Source organism: Paenibacillus sp. FSL R5-0701 (genome assembly GCF_037973995.1).
GTDB lineage: Bacteria > Bacillota > Bacilli > Paenibacillales > Paenibacillaceae > Paenibacillus.
The window spans coordinates 1,851,604-1,869,650 of sequence record NZ_CP150230.1; the positions used below are offsets into that span (position 1 = coordinate 1,851,604).

General features: G+C 47.8%; 19 protein-coding genes. 14 read left to right on the forward strand and 5 right to left on the reverse strand.

All coding sequences use genetic code 11. The features are described 5' to 3' along the window. Position 1: 1 nt before the first annotated feature. Positions 2-1,012 carry a carbohydrate ABC transporter permease gene (locus MKZ13_RS08720; protein WP_221822787.1) on the forward strand — a complete coding sequence of 337 codons (1,011 nt, stop codon included), beginning with the start codon at positions 2-4 and terminating at the stop codon, positions 1,010-1,012. Position 1,013: 1 nt separating this feature from the next. Beyond that, on the forward strand, positions 1,014-2,003 hold the full coding sequence (locus MKZ13_RS08725) for a glycosyl hydrolase (protein ID WP_221822789.1): 990 nt from the start codon (positions 1,014-1,016) through the stop codon (positions 2,001-2,003). 148 nt (positions 2,004-2,151) lie between these two features. Here MKZ13_RS08725 and MKZ13_RS08730 read toward each other — a convergent pair whose 3' ends face one another. Further along, positions 2,152-2,418 carry a hypothetical protein gene (locus MKZ13_RS08730; RefSeq protein ID WP_339183382.1) on the reverse strand — a complete coding sequence of 89 codons (267 nt, stop codon included), beginning with the start codon at positions 2,416-2,418 and terminating at the stop codon, positions 2,152-2,154. Between the two features lie 216 nt (positions 2,419-2,634). Between MKZ13_RS08730 and MKZ13_RS08735 the strand changes: the two genes are divergently transcribed. Then, the gene (locus tag MKZ13_RS08735) at positions 2,635-3,243 is read left to right on the forward strand and encodes a DUF1349 domain-containing protein (RefSeq protein WP_339183384.1); all 609 of its coding nucleotides are present in this window, start codon (positions 2,635-2,637) and stop codon (positions 3,241-3,243) included. A gap of 25 nt (positions 3,244-3,268) precedes the next feature. Here MKZ13_RS08735 and MKZ13_RS08740 read toward each other — a convergent pair whose 3' ends face one another. Continuing rightward, positions 3,269-4,375, reverse strand: coding sequence for an MFS transporter (locus MKZ13_RS08740; protein WP_221822795.1), 1,107 nt, complete (start codon positions 4,373-4,375; stop codon positions 3,269-3,271). 88 nt (positions 4,376-4,463) lie between these two features. Further along, positions 4,464-4,994 carry a TetR/AcrR family transcriptional regulator gene (locus tag MKZ13_RS08745; protein ID WP_339183387.1) on the reverse strand — a complete coding sequence of 177 codons (531 nt, stop codon included), beginning with the start codon at positions 4,992-4,994 and terminating at the stop codon, positions 4,464-4,466. Between the two features lie 202 nt (positions 4,995-5,196). On the opposite strand from MKZ13_RS08745, the gene MKZ13_RS08750 reads away from it, so the two are divergent. From MKZ13_RS08750 to MKZ13_RS08760, 3 genes are all read left to right on the forward strand, one after another. Further along, a complete protein-coding gene (locus MKZ13_RS08750) occupies positions 5,197-6,042 on the forward strand; it encodes an AraC family transcriptional regulator (RefSeq protein ID WP_339183389.1) in 846 nt (281 codons plus the stop codon). Between the two features lie 214 nt (positions 6,043-6,256). Next, a complete protein-coding gene (locus MKZ13_RS08755) occupies positions 6,257-6,808 on the forward strand; it encodes a nucleotidyltransferase family protein (protein ID WP_339183392.1) in 552 nt (183 codons plus the stop codon). A gap of 50 nt (positions 6,809-6,858) precedes the next feature. Then, positions 6,859-7,593: a YdcF family protein gene (locus tag MKZ13_RS08760; protein ID WP_339183394.1), complete on the forward strand. Its 735-nt coding sequence runs from the start codon at positions 6,859-6,861 to the stop codon at positions 7,591-7,593. 93 nt (positions 7,594-7,686) lie between these two features. Here MKZ13_RS08760 and MKZ13_RS08765 read toward each other — a convergent pair whose 3' ends face one another. Further along, positions 7,687-9,039: a M56 family metallopeptidase gene (locus MKZ13_RS08765; protein ID WP_339183396.1), complete on the reverse strand. Its 1,353-nt coding sequence runs from the start codon at positions 9,037-9,039 to the stop codon at positions 7,687-7,689. Between the two features lie 6 nt (positions 9,040-9,045). Beyond that, complete coding sequence (locus MKZ13_RS08770) at positions 9,046-9,420, reverse strand: BlaI/MecI/CopY family transcriptional regulator (protein WP_221822817.1); 375 nt, start codon at positions 9,418-9,420, stop codon at positions 9,046-9,048. A 167-nt stretch (positions 9,421-9,587) separates the two neighbouring features. Between MKZ13_RS08770 and MKZ13_RS08775 the strand changes: the two genes are divergently transcribed. The 8 genes from MKZ13_RS08775 (at position 9,588) to MKZ13_RS08810 (ending at position 17,877) form a co-directional block, all read left to right on the forward strand. Continuing rightward, positions 9,588-10,109 (forward strand): hypothetical protein, encoded by a 522-nt coding sequence (locus MKZ13_RS08775; RefSeq protein ID WP_339183398.1) that lies wholly within the window; start codon positions 9,588-9,590, stop codon positions 10,107-10,109. Positions 10,110-10,225: 116 nt separating this feature from the next. Further along, complete coding sequence (locus MKZ13_RS08780) at positions 10,226-11,116, forward strand: TIGR01777 family oxidoreductase (RefSeq protein ID WP_339183400.1); 891 nt, start codon at positions 10,226-10,228, stop codon at positions 11,114-11,116. Between the two features lie 316 nt (positions 11,117-11,432). Next, entirely contained in the window at positions 11,433-12,434 is a 1,002-nt protein-coding gene (locus MKZ13_RS08785) for a beta-ketoacyl-ACP synthase III (protein ID WP_339183403.1), read from the forward strand. Beyond that, positions 12,424-13,716, forward strand: a complete 1,293-nt coding sequence (locus tag MKZ13_RS08790) for an ATP-grasp domain-containing protein (RefSeq protein ID WP_339183405.1) — start codon at positions 12,424-12,426, stop codon at positions 13,714-13,716. The genes MKZ13_RS08785 and MKZ13_RS08790 overlap by 11 nt, the downstream gene beginning before the upstream one ends. Beyond that, on the forward strand, positions 13,713-14,708 hold the full coding sequence (locus MKZ13_RS08795; RefSeq protein WP_339183408.1) for an NAD(P)-dependent oxidoreductase: 996 nt from the start codon (positions 13,713-13,715) through the stop codon (positions 14,706-14,708). Before MKZ13_RS08790 ends, MKZ13_RS08795 begins: the two co-directional genes overlap by 4 nt. Then, positions 14,702-15,562, forward strand: coding sequence for an MBL fold metallo-hydrolase (locus MKZ13_RS08800; RefSeq protein ID WP_339183410.1), 861 nt, complete (start codon positions 14,702-14,704; stop codon positions 15,560-15,562). Before MKZ13_RS08795 ends, MKZ13_RS08800 begins: the two co-directional genes overlap by 7 nt. Beyond that, the gene (locus tag MKZ13_RS08805; protein ID WP_339183412.1) at positions 15,559-16,887 is read left to right on the forward strand and encodes a F390 synthetase-related protein; all 1,329 of its coding nucleotides are present in this window, start codon (positions 15,559-15,561) and stop codon (positions 16,885-16,887) included. The genes MKZ13_RS08800 and MKZ13_RS08805 overlap by 4 nt, the downstream gene beginning before the upstream one ends. Positions 16,888-16,956: 69 nt before the next feature. Further along, positions 16,957-17,877, forward strand: a complete 921-nt coding sequence (locus tag MKZ13_RS08810; RefSeq protein WP_339183414.1) for an SDR family oxidoreductase — start codon at positions 16,957-16,959, stop codon at positions 17,875-17,877. The last annotated feature ends 170 nt before the right edge of the window (positions 17,878-18,047 follow it).

An 18,047-nucleotide genomic window follows, 5' to 3' on the forward strand; every position in this document is an offset into this window, starting at 1 on the left:
TATGGCTGCGTCAGGAACAGATCGCATGGTGGTGGTTCCCAAACAGAATTACCACATGCAGCGGGTGCGAAACAAGACATCGGACCTTCTCTATTCCATATTCAGATATGCACTGGTCATCGGCATTTCATTTATTATTTTATATCCGTTATTTCTCAAAGTGTCAGTTGCGTTCAAGGATAAGCAGGATATCTACAATCCGACGATCTATATGATTCCTCAGCATTTTACGCTGGATAATATCCGGCTAGCGGCGCAAGTGATGGATTATCTGCCTTTGCTGGCGAACACGTTATTGTTCGTTACCATCACAACGCTTCTGACAGCCATATCCTGTGCACTTGCCGGATACGGCTTCGCCCGGTTTTCGTTTCCGGGTAGTAATGTGCTCTTTGTGCTGGTGATTTTGACGATTCTGGTGCCGACAAGTACGCTTATGGTACCGATGTATCTGCATTTCCGTAGCTTTGACTTTATGGGCATTATCCAGTTGTTCACGGGGAAGAACGGCATTAACCTGCTCAATACGTACTGGCCTTCAATGATTACGGCTGCTACGGCGGGAGGGCTGAAGGCGGGGCTGTTCATCTATATTTTCCGTCAGTTCTTCAAGGGCATGCCGAAGGAGATCGAGGAGGCTGCACTGATTGACGGCGCAGGTGGATTCAAAACGTTTGCCCGTATCATGCTGCCCAATGCAATCTCGCCGCTGATTACGGTCATTTTGTTCTCGTTTGTCTGGCAGTACAATGACACGTTTTATTCGGCGTTATTCATGAGTGAAAGTCCACTGATCTCCCTGAAGGTGGCTTCCTTGCCTGCACAGGCGAACCAGTTGATTCCGCAACTGATGGGCTTTGGTTCTAACTCGGGCATCAAGGCTGATCCGAACTATGTGGCGATGATCGTGGATACAGGCATTTTGCTGGCTATTGCACCGCTGATTATTCTGTATCTGTTTGTTCAGCGCTATTTCGTTGAGAGCATTGAACGTTCTGGTGTAGTGGGTTAACATGGTAAATCCAATTGGAGGTGTAGAGATGACAGTGCGTGAGATCAGCAGAGTTCCGGTGAATAAAGCAGCGTCAGCTGAAGCAAAAGAGCTGATGGCGTTCCTGGTCGAGCGTTATCGAAAAGGAATGTTATCAGGCCAGCAGGATTACAGCAATCTTAACTGGGTTAATGAAAATACAGGCCGAAAGCCAGCTGTGATTGGCTTTGATCTCATGGAATATTCCCCTTCAAGAACAGAGCGTGGTGCGGTCTCCCAGGAGATTCGGGATGTGATGGACTGGCACAGACAAGGCGGGATTGTGACGTTATGCTGGCACTGGAACGCACCGACGGATCTGATCAATGAACCAGGTAAAGAGTGGTGGCGGGGGTTCTATACGGATGCCACAACCTATGATCTGGCCTATGCGCTTGCTGATACTGAATCGGAAGCATATCAGTTATTGATCCGGGATATCGATGCGATTGCAGTTCACTTGCAAGAGTTGAAGGATGCGGGTGTACCTGTATTATTTCGACCGCTTCATGAAGCAGAAGGTGGGTGGTTCTGGTGGGGAGCGAAAGGCCCCGAACCTGCCAAACAGCTATATTGTTTGTTGTATGATCGATTGGTTCAAGAACATCAGCTGAACAATCTCATCTGGGTCTGGAACTCGGAAAAACCGGAATGGTATCCGGGTGATGATGTCGTGGATATTGTCAGTGTGGATGTATACCCGGAAGCAGGAGACCACAGCCCGTTGGCTGCGCGTTACGCCAACCTGCGTGAGCTTGTGAAGGATAGAAAAATCATTGCACTGGCCGAGAATGGCTCCATTCCGGACCCCAAGCAGATGAAGGAACAGGATGTACACTGGAGTTGGTTCTGTACCTGGACAGGTGGATTCCTGAGAGACGGGACGCATAATGATGTGGCATTTTTGAAGGAAGTGTACCATAGCGCAAAGGTTATTACGCTCGATCAGTTACCGAAGTGGAGTTGGCTATAAGAACCCCACTTTCAACTTAAATTGGAATCAATGAAGCATTAGTATTCGCATTAATTCTTACAGCGAATACTAACGCTTCATTTGTTGGTGTGCATATGTACATGGGGCCCTCTTCCGAGAAACATGAAAATCTGGTTCGAGCAACAATCTAGTTTGACGGGTGTAACATAGCTTGGATATTGGGATATAAAGTCACGCTCGAAGTGAATAAAATATACGATTGATTCACTGTACGGATCAGAATCCTCTCGCTTGTGCCATTGACTGGACCGAGCCGAATGGCAGATGGTTCGCTTCCACCGTACGTATCATCCAGGGTGACCGATGTGATATGTGTGAGGGGAATTTCAATTTTGGAGAACTGCCAGCGGATGACCAGTTGATCTTCTACTTTTTTCACATTAACACCAAACATACGATGACCTCCTGTTGTGATTCAAATTATTGAAGTAATCTCGTTTGTCCAGTTTATCATATTTTGGATAAAATTACCTTGTTAATAATGACGATTTCTTTCAACTGATATCAAGGATGGGAACTTGATGTAAAACCTACAGGATTAACCATGACATATACCGAATACAAATAGAGAAATTAGAGAACTTATACTCCAACACAAAGGGTGTGCCACATGACGAATCTATTCGAACATTGTTCAGGTCAAACATTATCCGCCAACCTGAGATGGCTGAACGAGCCAGCAGATTGGTCCATTGATGACGGCAAAGTAACGATAACTGTTTCGCCGATCAGTGACTTTTTCATTGATCCGGGAGGTGAGCCGGTGAAAGCTTCAGCTCCATTTTTACATACGATAGTCAAGGGAGATTTCAGCATCGTCACTCGAGTACAGGTGGACATGAAAGAACAGTATGACTCAGGCTGCCTGATGGTGAGGGTGGACGATACGAATTGGGCTAAAGTCTGCTTCGAATATTTTGAAGAACAGCCGTCTATTCTTAGTGTTGTTACTCGTGGTAACTCGGATGATTGTGTATCAGCACCCGTAGACGTTAACAAGCCTTATTTACGTGTAGCCCGGGCAGGCAAGAGCTTTGCTTTCCATTATTCTCAGGATGGAGAGAAGTGGAAGTTGGTACGTTATTTCGGCCTCGACTGCCCGGATGAAATCAAAGTTGGCATTGTGGCCCAGTCCCCCATTGGGCAAGGGACGACGGTTACTTTTACAGATGTACAGCTTCAACATGGAGTGACCGGAAGTGTGCGCCGAGTAGAATAACACGAGCAGAAGGTTGCTATGTCATTCATTTCACCCGAATTAACAATCCAAACAGGCCGAGTACAGCAAAGGCCAGAAATGCCGTTGTATTGGAAAACACTTCGATCGTATACCCTGCCATGGATGAGCCAAGAAATTGCCCAACACCCAGCGCGAGAAAGGCAAGGCTAATTCCGATGGACACATTTGGACTGAATAGTCTCGTCGCCCAAACGATAAATACACTGGTCAGGAAAATATACGTGCTCCCAAATATGATCGCAGAGATGAGACTGGCAGTCATGGATGGAAGAAGGATTACCCCCAGTGAGATCGCCAATAAAAGTATGCCCATTCGGTAGGACCACCCAATCTCGAACCGTTCAATAATGCGACCGGCGCATCCACCGAGTATCCCCATAACCCCCATCACAATCCAGAACAACACGGCTTCCGAATCGGAGGCCCCTTTCTCGTCTGTGAGGAAGTTGCGGGCAAAGGTCCAGTAGATTGCAGAACTGAAACCTGTCAACAGACAAGCCATGAGCAGAGCGGACCCTGGTCTGGTTGGTTTCATACATGCCCAGAGAGACTTGGTACAAGGCAGTGTCTTCGTAGGTGGAATAACACGTCTGTTCCACAGCAGAACAACAACACCGATCACAGCAAACAGGATGTAGGTTAGACGCCAGTAATCCGTGAACAGCCAGTAGAGTGGACCTGATATTACAATCCCGAAGCTGGTCCCTGTGTTAATCCAGCTGTTGCCTCTTGCTTGTAGCTCGGGAGCAAGCTCGGCATTAACCGTGTTACCGAGGGCTGGAGAGGCCCAGCCTGTACTCAAACCTGCTAGAAATATACTAAATGTAAGAACCCATGCATTCTGAGCCAGGGCAATGCCGGTTAATCCGATCACTGCGCTGATTCCTGCCAATTGAATGACATAATGATGTCCCTTGCGATTAATCAACAGTGGTGCAGTTAGAAGGGACAGACAGTAGGCAATATACGTTCCTGAGTTAATCGCGCCAGAGGCTGCATCATTTAATTGTAAAGCTTCCGAAATTTCCGGCATAAACAGTCCATAACCGAATCGCCCGAATGCATAACATACAGCGATTAGTGCAATGCCTGGAAAGATAATTTTTTTCATTTAATCCACCGCCTTTTAGATAGAACGATCATTATATTTCTTATGAAATAAAAAAGTGAGTTGAAATATTAACTCACCCGGAATAGCTTTATTTGAAACTGGTTTGCGTCATATGGATCAGTTCATGGCAGACGTCATTTACATTTTCTGTCTCAGCAAGTGCCGTGGAACCCTCCAGCAGCAGGGAGAATCGCAATAGATCTCGATCACTTGCAGCAGGCGCCAATGTTTGGATTAACGTTCGCATATGTCTTTTATGCGCATTCACTGTTTGGACGATGATATGATCTGTATGACCTCCGAATTCTTCTTTGGCACGTAGAAATAAGCACCCTCTTGATTCGTGTTCCTTCAGCCAGCGTGCATGGCCTTCAGCCAGATTGAGGAACATGGGTTGTGCTTTATTGTCTGCATATTGCCGGAGTTGTTCCAAATAACGCTGTTCGCGCCGTAGGAGCACCTGGACGATGAGATCATCCTTCGACTCAAAATGATTGTATAGCGTCATAATCGCGATCCCGGCATCCGTGATAATCCGCTTCAAACCGATGGAATGGAAGCCGTGAAGGTAGAACAATTCTTCAGCCACGTTCAAAAGCATTTCCTTTTTGCTGCTCATGATCAGTGATACTCTCCCTTCAAAATAAGATAGAACGATCATTATACTCGTAGGCTATAGTAAATCGTTTACATTGTCAAATTCTGTGAGCAGGCGTTATATGAACTACGTCGTTGCACATTAACCGGACATATGAAAGCACAACATGACAGGTTGTTGGGTGGTTTATCCGTTATATTAGACATCAAGGAGTGATTATTACATGAACTGGATCAACGCATTACAGGTCGCTATTCAATATATGGAAGACCACTTGCTCGAAAATATGACGATGGAGCAGATTGCAGCGCAGGCCCATATCTCTCCTTTTCACTTTCAACGTACCTTTGCCTTATTAACTGATGTTACTGTAGCTGAGTACATAAAACGCAGACGATTGACACTGGCGGCACATGAGCTTCTGCAAAGTGATCACAAAATCATTGATCTGGCGTTTAAATACGGTTACGACACACCGGAATCTTTCTCCAAAGCATTTCGCAGACAACATGGGATCGCACCCAGTGAGGCTCGAAAGAATAGTAACACTGTCCAATCGTATAATCGTCTGGTGATTCAAGTGAGTCTAAAAGGAGCAGAGCCGATGAAATATAAAATCGTTGAACATCCCGAATTTACGTTGGTTGGGATAGAGAAAACTTTCTCATATGCTGATCAAGAACATCTGCAAGGCATCGGGAAGATGTGGCGGGAAGCGTGGACGAGCGGCACAGAGGATCGTTTGTTTGAACTGAACAATGGGGATATTCCAGGTTTACTCGGTGTCGTTGTGGATCAGAGCGAAATTCAGGAAAAACAGATGCAATACTGGATCGCTACAACTTACGATGGTGAAGTACCGGAAGGATTATCAAGCTTCACCATGCCTGCTTCCAAATGGAGTGTATTTGAAGTAGAAGGCCCGATGCCGGAGAGTATGCAGCTTCTGTGGAAACGGATTATTTCGGAATGGTTTCCATCCAACCCTTATGAGCACGCACATATGCCGGAGCTGGAAGTATACCCGGGCCCCAATCAACCGCCACAAATCTGGATACCAATTAAATAAATTTTAACCGTTTCAAACTCGATCATTGTAACCCATAAACATTCGGATCACCGAAGCTGTTTATGGGTTATTTGGTTGTGATTAGTCAGAGATTCGAAGTTGTACAGAGGATGTTCAAGGGTTGTTCATTTTATTGCAGCCAGGTAAACATGATATATTGGAATGAAGGTTAACAGCTATAAGAGGACAATGAGGTAAACTGCAGGAGGCAGATATGTTACATGAGGACTTATTCATTCAGACGATCATCAAACACGAGCAATTAATGCATGACCTGCGGAGAGTTCGTAGTCTCCATTTACCTCAAAGTTACATAGGTGCAGGATATATTCGTAATTATATCTGGGATGTTCTGCATGGATATGATCTTCGTGAACTTCACAGCGATATTGATGTTGTCTATTATGATGCGCAAGACTTGCGTGAGGAGCGAGACATACAGCTCGAACAACAGCTTCGTGAGGAGACGGGCAATTCAAAGTGGTCGGTCAAAAATCAGGCGAGAATGCATCTGCGCAATGGCACAGTTCCTTATCATTCTACTGAAGATGCTCTTCGCTATTGGCCAGAAGTTGTGACTGCTATAGGCGTACAGTTGGATGAAGAGGACCGGGTGAACATCTGTGCTCCGCATGGTTTGCATGATCTGTATCACCTTATAGTCCGCAAAAGTGCATTCTTCACGGATGCTGACTATTATAATCAGAGAGTACAGAAGAAGTGCTGGCAGGAACAATGGCCGAAACTAACGATAATAACAGCTTGAATAATAAGTGATTTGCGGAATAGCGGGTACAAGAAGGAGTGTCTACGGATTTGATAAAAAAGTTCTTACACAAAAATGCACTGATCATTGATCTTGTCCTGTTGGCATGTTTTGTGGCGTTCCTGACCTTCTGGGGCCAAAGGTTCCCAGTCATGTTTTTCGGAATGATCACGGTGGCTTTTATCGTTCTAAGACGGATTGACTATCAGAAGCATGTTATTCTGAAACGGATTATCCTTACCGGAATTAGCGTTGTTGCTGTCTCTTTTGTCATTATCGAAGCCCTTGTATTCACACAGCTTGGTACGAATGATCCGGAAGAAGCGGACTATGTCATTATTCTGGGTTCAGGCATCCGTGGAACGGAATTGTCATTGACCCTAAAACAAAGGTTAGATGCAAGTTTGGACTACATTCGCAGTCACCCTCAGACACCCGTCATTGTATCGGGTGGGCAGGGACCCGGGGAATCGATTCCCGAAGCGCTCGCCATGAAAAACTATCTGATTGAACAGGGGATTAACCCTGCCCAAGTCATTATGGAAGATCGCTCCACAAGTACACAGGAGAATTTGGCCTTTTCCAAAAAAATCATTCTTGAATCCGGGTTAGAACACCCTGAGATCATGATTGTCACCAGTGACTATCATATGTTTCGCTCCAAGTATATCGCTGCCAAGAACGGTTATGCGGCAGAATATGGCATATCGGCCCCGTCACCGGGTTATCTGAAACCCGTCAACATGATCCGTGAATATTTTGCTACGATCAAAACACTTATCTAGTGCAAATGACAGAAAACGGAAACAGGACGAAGCTGGAGATCTATGCTTCGTCCTGTTTGCATATAAGGATGTTACTGCTCCTTAATGTATAGGTTATTTCTCTGAAGGAGCAGGTACAGTTACTGAAACCTTATCCCCAGGGAGAGCTACGATTTCGGGGGATTGGGTATTCGAAGGAACGGCTACGATTTCAGGAGATTCACCCGTAAAAGGAACAGTGGCTGATTCTACAACTTTAGCCTCAGAAGGTTCAGTAGTAGAAGGTACAGTAGCAGACGGAACTGGCACAGCTTCGGAAACTTCATCCTCAGGGAGAGCCACGATCTCAGGGGTTTCGGAAGTAGAAGGAGCAGTTACAGCTTCGGAAATTCCGACCTCTTTGGGAGAAGTTACGATTTCAGAAGATCCATCAGTAGAAGGAACAGGCACAGTTTCAGAAGCTTCAGCCTCTACTTTAACCGTATGGTTTGATGCCCATACTGCGGTGGACGTACTTACTCCTGTAATAAGCAGGAGGGCTCCCATACTTATTACCCAATGTTTCTTTTTCAGTTTCTTTACATTAAACATAATCATCAATCTCCTTTTTAATTGTTTGCCTTCACCCGATAGGGATGAACAAAATTGAGCAGGCATTTTCTTGGTTCCCGCCATCACATTTAAAATCGTCTCACCATATCGTCTTCGCTCTTCGTGGGACATCTCTTTCACCACATCTTCATCACAGGCCAACTCGCTCCAGGTATGAATGTCCCTGCGAATCATATGAATCAGAGGATTGAACCAGTGCAGGGCACTAACCCCCAAGGTCACAGCCTTGACCCACAGATCTTTATGTTTCAGATGTACCAACTCATGATGAATTACCATGCTGATGTCCATTTTCACCGTATTTTCGGGTGGCAGATATATCGTGGGTTTAAACAAGCCAACCAGTATAGGGCTTCGTACTAGCGTGCTGTGAGCAAGCGTGATATTGCGTTTGAGACCCAAAGCCTCTTTGATTAATGGTAGCTGTATAGCTGCCTCACTATGACAGAGGACTGGGGTACGTGTACGAGATAATTCATTCAGAAATCTCCGATAACAGTACACCTGCCATGCAGAAAAACTGATGACTCCAATGCCCCATCCGCATAACAAGAACCAGGCAGTGGTTACCGAAATGGTTTGTTCCGGGATAAACGTTCCTGCAAGTACGCCCGAAGCTGCTGCATTCTTCGTACCCGGTATAGTTGATGTCGTTTGGAATGCAATATCCAAAAGCCATGAAAGGCCAAGAGATACCGGGAACAGATAAAACAAGAGAGCCAGTTTACCGAGTCTGTAGAGCCACTTGGTCGGAAAAACAGATATGGGTATAAGTCGTAGTGCCAAAATACAAACAGAAACGATACTTCCCGCCACGGTCAGGCTGCACAGAATTTCAAAAAAGATGTTCATCATCTGCACCTACTTTTCCGAAAGCCATTTTTTCAGTTCTGAAATGTCATCGTCTGAAAGCTTGTCGCCATCATACATGGCCGAAACCAAATTCTTGACTGAACCTTGATACAGTCCATCAAGAACATGTTGCGTTTCCTGTAGTTTGTAATCTTCGGGCTGTAGAAGAGGTACATAATCATTGGTCCGTCCACGTCTCGTGACGGTAAGTGCGCCTTTATCCACCAACCGTGACAGAAAGGTAGACATGGTCTGCGCTTTCCACGCTTTCCCCTTCTCGGCAAATATGTCTAATAGTTCTGTCGAGGTGACCGGTGGGGCGCATGACCATATAACAACCATTAACTCCATTTCTGTTTCGGATAATTTTTGAATCTGGTTCACAGTGAACACTCCTTAACATCGTTATGCGTCCATAACGATCGTATTACTACACTACGTAGTACGTATAAACTACTACAACTTGTAGTGGATAGTCAAGTTATCCTGATAGATGATTGCCAAACCATGTTATAATATAGGTCATTAATAGAAGAACGATGTAGGAGTGAATGATCATTACAGCATATCAATTACCTGCTCTCTATGAGCAGAAGCGAGTTTCAATGCACGAGATGGAAGAGATTGTACGCCTGTTGGCCCAGACACCGCTATTATACGATGATGGACAGAGCATTCAGGTTCAGGATTACATGGGAGGCTTGGAGGTCGAACTTGAGCATGAGGTACGCCGTGCAGTGACCGAGTTGTACGAACTGGCTGTTCAGGCCTGCCGCGTCTTCGCCGATCCATTGGCGTACGAGCAACTTCAGGATGCGCTTGGGTTACAGGCTGAGTTATGGCAGGAGGAAGTGCTTACTCTTGCAAAGTGGATGGATTGGTTGAAGCAGATCAGTGAAGGAAAGAGAACACTGCCCGAGTACAACTTTTCAGCGATGCTTGGGAACTTGCCGGACGGATTCATGATCCATGATTTTTATGATGAACTCCGATATCAGCTGGAACAAAACCCTGTAAACGCATGGGCTATCGAAGAGCGGGATCGCTTGTACGCAGCCCTGGGTGCGAATTAAATCAAACCAACGGGTCACCGGCGGTGTTAATCTAATATCTGCATTTTGCATGCATAGAAGCATTCCAATCTATACCTTACGAATTCTTTACCCAGTATGGGAAATGAGGGGATACCGTGAAGAAGGTTGTATTAGCTGGTGGAACGGGATTTGTCGGACAGGATTTTGCCCAAAGGTTCAGAAAGCTGGGGTATGAGGTGATAATTATCTCGCGTCAGCCCGGTCATATTGCCTGGGAGGATCGTGCGGGAATCATAGAGGCACTGGAAGAAGCAGAATTGTTGATTAACCTGGCAGGTAAATCGGTGAACTGCCGTTATACGGATGAGAATCGCAAAGTCATTCTGGAATCCAGAACCCGTACCACGCGCATTCTCGGCGAAGCCATTCTGGCTTGTAATCATCCTCCTGAACTATGGATTAATTCGAGTACAGCAACGATATACAGACATGCTGAAGATCGTCCCATGACGGAAAAAGAGGGCGAGATTGGCTCCGGATTCTCGGTCGACGTTGCCAAGGCATGGGAACAGGCTTTCTTTGAATTCAGTCTGCCGTCTACGCGTCAGATTGCACTGCGGATTGCGATTGTGCTGGGCGAGGGTGGTGTGATGGTGCCCATGACGAACCTCGTCCGTTTTGGACTGGGAGGATCGCAAGGGGCAGGAACGCAGCAGTTCAGCTGGATTCATATCGAGGATCTGTTTCGCATGGTGATCTATCTGCAAGAGCATCCACACTTGAATGGTGTGTTCAATGCTTCCTCTCCGCATCCGGTGACGAATCGCGAGCTAATGGCGCGTCTGAGAGAACAGATGGGTGTTCGGATCGGCCTGCCTTCTCCTCGCTGGATGCTTGAACTGGGCGCACGCTTCATTCAGACCGAGACGGAACTGGTTCTCAAAAGTCGTTGGGTGATTCCCGAGCGAATGGAGAGAGAAGGATTCGCGTTCACATACGGTACGCTGGATGCTGCACTTGCCGAGATTCTGAATAAGAAGAAATGACACTTTATACAAAAGAAAACACAACAGGAAGGGCAGAGGCATCTGCCCTTTTGTTATATATGTTCAACTAAACATTACACGATAACGGAGAGGGCAGAAATAACTTGAAGAAGCGGAGCGTTCGCCTAAAAGCTTTCTGAAAGAAAGCTGCATCGGAAGCATATGCTTATCCCCGGAATTTCCCTTTTAAGAAAGGAATCAAAAAAATCTGGGGATAACAGCGATCGGAAAGTTGTTCTGTCATCGCAGTGTAAGTGTAAATACAATTAGCTGAACTTAAATATATCAGTCAGATGAACAGAAAGAGGTTGGGGAAATGCAACTTAGAAGAGTAAGGATCGCAGGAACAGGGAAGTACCTGCCTGAACAGGAAGTCACCGATGAGGAACTGGATCGCCGCTTGGACGTGCCTGCGGGCTGGGTCAGCAAAGCCACAGGTGTAGGTGTGCGCCATTATGCTTCGGGTGAAGAAACCTCCTCTTTCATGGGCGCGCGGGCTGCGGAAGCTGCACTGGTGGATGCAGGATTACAATTCAGTGATATCGACTGTCTGGTGTGTACCAGTGGCACGAAGGAACAACCGTTGCCAAGTACGGCGGTATTTATCCAGCAGGCCATGGGGCAGCAAGATTCAGGCGTACCTGCTTTTGATATGGATGCAACCTGCCTGAGTTTCCTGAATGGACTCGATGTGATCTCCTATATGGTAGATGCTGGACGTTACCAGCGAGTATTGCTCGTAGCCACCGAGATTGCCTCAGCCGGACTAAATTGGTCTGATAAAGAAAGTGCGGCCCTGTTCGGAGATGGAGCGGCCGCCGTCATTATTGAACGTTCGCCTGAAGGATCTTCGTCGCAGATTGTACATGCTTCCCTTCAAACCTACAGCCGAGGTGCTCGCTTCTCGGAGATTGCAGGTGGAGGTACACGGCTGCATGCTTCGAATTATAAGGCGGATCAGCCTGAGCCCTACCTATTTCATATGGATGGACAAGCCATCTTCCGCATGGCATCCAGACTTTTGCCTGGATTCATTGGTGATATGTTGCAGGCGACTGGGTGTCAGATGGAGGATTTCCAATTGGTTATTCCCCATCAGGGAAGTGCCATGGCGATGAGACTGATTCGCAAGAAGCTTGGCATTGCTGAAGATCGGTTTATGGACATCACACGAAATCACGGCAATACGATTGCGGCATCGATCCCGATGGGTCTGCATGAAGCGATTAGACAACAGCGTATTCAGCGTGGAGATCGGGTGTTGATGATTGGCACGGCTGCCGGATTATCATTGGGAGGACTCATTTTTGACTACTAGATCTGGGGAAACAGGACATCGTACAGCTGCTTCTCTCCGTGTGCTGCTTACAGGCGGAAGGGCTCCCGTAACGCTAGATCTGGCACGCATGCTTCATCGGGCAGGCCATCGGGTCTATGTTGCGGAGAGTGCCGTACGGCATCTAACCAGATTATCTCGTGCAGTGGAACAGTCTGCTGTGGTCCCGTCGCCACGTCATGACACAGGTGCGTATCTGGCGGAGTTGGAACGGTTGACACAGGATTGGCAGATTGACCTTCTGATCCCAATGTGTGAAGAAGTCTTCTATGTTGCTCAAGGTGCAGACAGACTGCGTGCATATTGCCGTGTTCTAGTTACAACTCTGGAGCAGCTGCATGAGCTGCACCATAAATATGATTTTATCCAGCTTGCAGGGTCACTCGGTCTTTCGGTTCCAGATACACACCTGATCCATAGTCGGGAGGAATGGATGGAAGCTCAGTCTGTTCTGGGAAAAGTAGGAAATTGGGTGTGGAAACCGGTGTATTCCCGTTTCGCAGCCAAAGTTCGCATGCCAATACTCATGACCGATGACGCTGGGACAGGGATTGATCAGGAAGGAAACGTAAGCCAAAAGAGCCGTCGACATATCCGTAACGACCCACCGGAAGAAGGGGAATTATCCTCTGTTTCGCCTTGGGTTGCACAGGCCTACATTCCTGGTCAGATGTTATGTACATACAGCATAGCGCATGAAGGGCAACTGGTTGCGCATTCCACTTACGACAGCCGCTATCGTACAGGTAGCGTGGGAGCGAGTGTTTTTTTTGAACAGGTAGAACATGAAGGTGCCCTTGCGTGGGTGAGACAATTTGTTGAGGCAACGGGTTTTAGTGGACAGATTGGGTTTGATTTTATAGAAGGTCCGGATGGGCAAGTATACGCAATTGAGTGTAATCCGAGGGCAACGAGTGGGATTCATCTGTTTCACCCTGGAGATGACTTGGTGCGTGCACTGACTGAACCGGAGACGTTGGTCAAGGAAGGAAGAATGATTACGCCCGCACCGGGCAGCAAAGCCATGCTCATGCTTCCCATGCTGGGAAGTGGAGTACAGCAGATCTTAGGCAAAGGAAAGCGCCGTGCATGGATAGCAGCGTGGCGTGGAACCAGGGATGTGGTCTATGTAGGGCAGGATATCCAGCCTGTATTTGAACAATTCGGAGTGGTGCTGGCCGCATGGCGTCTGGCAAGATCGCAGAAGTGCTCGCTGACTGAAGCTTTGACTCATGACATAGAATGGAACGGTGAACAACAATGAATAGAGCATTGGTTACAGGAGCTACGGGATGTCTGGGCAGGCACCTCGCGATGCGGCTTGCCAAAGAGGGATGGGAAGTCACTGGCATGGGCCGACAGCCAAAGGTTGGTGCAGAACTTGAGTTGGCAGGAATCCGATTCCTGAATGGAGATATACGGGATGAGGGAGTAATAAACGAAGCGTGTGCAGGACAGGATATGGTGTTTCACTGTGCGGCACTATCATCGCCATGGGGTAAATATCGTGACTTTTATAGCAGTAATGTAGAAGGCACACAAAACCTCATGGATGGCTGCCTGCATAATAAAGTACTTCGATTCATACATGTCTCGACTCCAAGTATATATTTTAACTACATACCACGATATAACGTACATGAGAATGACCCGCTGCCACCCAAACCAGCCAATCATTATGCAGCCACGAAGCTTCTCGCTGAGCAGGTTGTAATGGAGGGGCATGCGAAGGGGCTTCCGTCAATCATGATTCGACCGCGAGCCATCTTTGGTCCGTATGATCAGACGTTATTTCCAAGGATTGTCGCAGCGAATGCGAAGTCGGGCGTGCCCATGATCGGTGATGGACAGGCATTAATCGATCTGACATGTGTGGATAATGTGGTGGATGCCCTATTATTGTGCCGAGATGCCTCTGACGAAGCACTTGGTAGAGCTTACAATATCTCCAATGGCGATCCAAGGGCGTTCAGTGAGTTGGTGAGCAGCCTGTTTGGCATGCTGGATATGCCCTTGTGTCGTCGAAACATTCCTTATCGGATGGCATATGGTGTGGCAGCGTTGCTAGAGCGAGTTCATGGCTATATTCCTGCGTTGGGTGAACCTGCGTTGACACGGTATACAGTCGGCTCCTTATCTATTCCACAGACATTGGATATTACGGATGCAAGGGAGCAATTGGGGTACGTCCCTCGGGTGTCCATTGAAGAGGGATTACAACAATTTGCAGACTGGTGGAGGGCAGAATCATGCTGACGACAACTCCAGTAGAACTATATTTGGGTGCGGCGGGTTACTGTACACATCCAGAGTTTCTGACGCTGCGCGGTGGTCGGTTAAGCTCGGTGCCTTTCCCGGCAGGATTTGCCTGCATCATTCATCCCGTACATGGACCGATCCTGTTGGATACGGGATATAGTTCCCGCTTTTTCGAGGAAACGGCTTATTTGCCTAATGCAATGTATCGTCATATTACACCAGTGGTCTATCGTGAAGAGGATAGTGCCGTTCATTTTTTGGCTCGAATTGGATTGAAAGCTTCGGATATTCGGTATATCATCCTCTCTCATTTTCATGGTGATCACATCGCAGGTGTACGAGATTTCCCGGAGGCACAATTCATCTATCTGCCAAGAGCCTATGATGCCGTGCGCTCACTCGGTCCAATTGCGGCTGTAAAGGCAGGTTTTCTTGCCGGGTTGTTGCCCGAGGATTTTAAGGCCAGATCATTGCCTGTTACGCGTCAGCCTGAGCGTTGGACCAGAGCGGGGGAAGAGTTCCCTTTTGATGAGGTCTACGATATCCTTGGTGATGGCAGTCTGCTTGGGGTGGATGTATCCGGTCATGCGGAAGGCATGATGGGACTCCTGCTGCGTACAGAAGAACATGACTATTTTCTGTGCGCGGACGCGGTGTGGTCAAGTCGGGCTTTTCGTGAACAGCGCAGACCTCATGCGCTCGCGGGTATTATTATGTCGAATCGACAGGAATACCACCGTAATTTTGACAAGCTGGTTCAGCTGCATCAGCAATTTCCCCAGATTCGGATTGTGCCGAGTCATTGTCGAGATGTACTGGACGCTTGGGGCACGGGAGGGCAGAAACGATGAGTAATACCTTTCGCATTGTAGTTCATTATGCACTCGCACGTGGGCTGCGAACATGGAAAACGCGAGAACAACTTGAGCGCTGGCAAGAGCGCCGGATTATTCGGCATGTTCATCAGATCCGTGCCCGATCTCCGTTTTACCGGAAGTGGTGGGGTGACGTGGACGCATCCGACTGGAGAAGCTTTCCGTTGATTAACAAATCAATCATGATGGAGCACTTCGATACACTGAACACGGTGGGTATTACCAAGGACGAAGCGCTGGCTCTTGCAGGTGAAAGTGAAGAAACGCGTGATTTCAAACCTTCCATTCAAGGCGTGACGGTTGGACTGTCTTCGGGCACGTCAGGGAACCGGGGGATATTTCTGGTGAGTGATCGGGAGCAGGATGCGTGGACGGGCACAGTGCTGGCTAAGTTGCTGCCCGGTGGACTGAGGAAACCTGCCAAGATTGCGTTTTTCCTGCGTGCCAACAGTAATCTGTATGAATCGGTGCAGCGTGGCAAATTGCAGTTTCAGTATTTTGATCTGCTAGAGCGTGTGGAGACCTTGGTGAGACGGTTGGAAGAATACCAACCTACTGTATGGGTAGCTCCTCCATCCATGCTGCGTCTGTTGGCGGATGCCTATGTGGCAGGCCAACTGACTGCTGTACCGGATAAAATCATCTCGGTTGCCGAGGTGCTGGACCCCCTGGATCGCAAGGTGCTGGAGCAGGTGTTCGGACAAACCGTTAGTCAAGTCTATCAGTGTACAGAAGGGTTCCTGGGTGCGACCTGTCGTTATGGCACACTGCATTTGAATGAAGACATCGTGCATATTGAAAAAGAGTACATTGATCCCGCCACCCGGCGGTTTGTGCCCATTATTACGGACTTCTCCAGAACATCACAGCCGATCATCCGGTATCGGCTGAATGATATTCTGACCGAGGCGGCGCTGCCATGTGCCTGTGGTTCCCCGTTTACTGCCATTGAGCGGATTGAAGGCCGCTGTGATGACACGCTTTATTTTACACAACTACATACGGGTGAGTCGGTACCTGTCTTTCCAGATTTCGTTACCCGTTCGGTCATTGCGGCTTCGCCGGATATTGAACATTATCGTGTGGTGCAGCAAGGGGACGGAACAATGGAGGTATCCCTTCGGCTTGGCGGGAGCGCAGTGATGGCTCACGTAGAGACCAATGTACTGCTGGAACTGATGAAGCTGGGAGAGCGGCTTGAATGCACCTTACCTGAGATCAGATTTGTACCGTATACGTTTGAACCGGGACTTACGAAGCTGCGCAGGGTGGAGAGACGGCATAATGGAGTGGCGGATTAAGCAGTAGGGGCCGTGCGGTATAGGTAGGAACGGGAAGTAAGTAATTTACCGAGGAAAGAAGGACACACCGTGACAGCAGAGGAACATTTAACTAAGGACGGGCAGGGACGAACCAACACGGGTCTTGATGCAGTGAAGAAGACCAAGGGAGGAGTGAACGCTCCGGTGGCTTTAATTACGGGTACCTCCAGTGGTTTCGGTATGCTTACCGCAATCACCCTTGCCAAGCAGGGGTATCGCGTTGTTGCTACAATGCGTGATCTGAGTCGGAAAGAAGAATTGGCAAGGCTGGCTGAGCAGGCTGGGATATCTGAACGTTTGCAATATGTACAACTGGATGTAACCGATGCTGTATCAGTGGACAAAGCGGTGGGGACCGTTCTTCAAACCAATGGACGAATCGACATGCTGGTGAACAATGCGGGATTTGCGGTGGGTGGGTTCATTGAGGAAGTATCGATGGACGATTGGCGGCGCCAGATGGAAACGAATCTGTTTGGATTAATCGCTGTGACACGTGCCGTCCTGCCTGTGATGCGTGAACAGAAGCAGGGGTTAATTGTTAACTTGTCCAGCGTCAGTGGGTTGTCCGGTTTTCCGGGGTATGCGCCCTATGCTGCCTCCAAATTCGCTGTGGAAGGATTTACGGAAAGTCTGCGTCATGAGATGTCTTCGTTTGGTGTTCGGGTGGTATTAGTTGAGCCTGGCTCTTATCGTACACCGATCTGGAATAAAGGTTTGGGTGAGATTCACCGGAGCGAGGACTCTCCGTATAAACATAAGCTGGACGCGGTTCTTCGTTATTCCAAACATGCGAGCGAGACGGCACCTGATCCACAGGAGGTAGCTGATCTGATTGGCCGAATAGCACGGATGCGTGCACCAAGACTTCGATATGCTTTGGGGAAAGGTTCGCGTGTGCTCATCATAGGTAAAGCACTGCTACCCTGGAAGTGGCTGGAGTGGATCATCGCCCGTGGTTTAAAATAGAGATTTGGTAGGAGCCAAAATTGTACAGTTTGCGAATGGGAGGGGTTAGCCGTATTCGAATTCATCGTCATTATTTTACTTCTTGTGATTGTGGGTCTGCTCTTTCATATCAATAGCAAGCTGCCAGATCGTGACCGGGTGAAGGAAGCAATGGAACGGGATCGGAATCA

Excerpts from the sequence above, each read along its gene's own strand:
- MKZ13_RS08755 (WP_339183392.1), top strand. The coding sequence starts at position 6,257 with ATGTTACATGAGGACTTATTCATTCAGACGATCATCAAACACGAGCAA.
- MKZ13_RS08765 (WP_339183396.1), bottom strand. The coding sequence starts at position 9,039 with ATGATGAACATCTTTTTTGAAATTCTGTGCAGCCTGACCGTGGCGGGA.
- MKZ13_RS08725 (WP_221822789.1), top strand. The coding sequence starts at position 1,014 with ATGGTAAATCCAATTGGAGGTGTAGAGATGACAGTGCGTGAGATCAGC.
- MKZ13_RS08745 (WP_339183387.1), bottom strand. The coding sequence starts at position 4,994 with ATGAGCAGCAAAAAGGAAATGCTTTTGAACGTGGCTGAAGAATTGTTC.
- MKZ13_RS08740 (WP_221822795.1), bottom strand. The coding sequence starts at position 4,375 with ATGAAAAAAATTATCTTTCCAGGCATTGCACTAATCGCTGTATGTTAT.
- MKZ13_RS08735 (WP_339183384.1), top strand. The coding sequence starts at position 2,635 with ATGACGAATCTATTCGAACATTGTTCAGGTCAAACATTATCCGCCAAC.
- MKZ13_RS08795 (WP_339183408.1), top strand. The coding sequence starts at position 13,713 with ATGAATAGAGCATTGGTTACAGGAGCTACGGGATGTCTGGGCAGGCAC.
- MKZ13_RS08805 (WP_339183412.1), top strand. The coding sequence starts at position 15,559 with ATGAGTAATACCTTTCGCATTGTAGTTCATTATGCACTCGCACGTGGG.
- MKZ13_RS08730 (WP_339183382.1), bottom strand. The coding sequence starts at position 2,418 with ATGTTTGGTGTTAATGTGAAAAAAGTAGAAGATCAACTGGTCATCCGC.
- MKZ13_RS08785 (WP_339183403.1), top strand. The coding sequence starts at position 11,433 with ATGCAACTTAGAAGAGTAAGGATCGCAGGAACAGGGAAGTACCTGCCT.
- MKZ13_RS08720 (WP_221822787.1), top strand. The coding sequence starts at position 2 with ATGGCTGCGTCAGGAACAGATCGCATGGTGGTGGTTCCCAAACAGAAT.
- MKZ13_RS08775 (WP_339183398.1), top strand. The coding sequence starts at position 9,588 with ATGATCATTACAGCATATCAATTACCTGCTCTCTATGAGCAGAAGCGA.
- MKZ13_RS08800 (WP_339183410.1), top strand. The coding sequence starts at position 14,702 with ATGCTGACGACAACTCCAGTAGAACTATATTTGGGTGCGGCGGGTTAC.
- MKZ13_RS08750 (WP_339183389.1), top strand. The coding sequence starts at position 5,197 with ATGAACTGGATCAACGCATTACAGGTCGCTATTCAATATATGGAAGAC.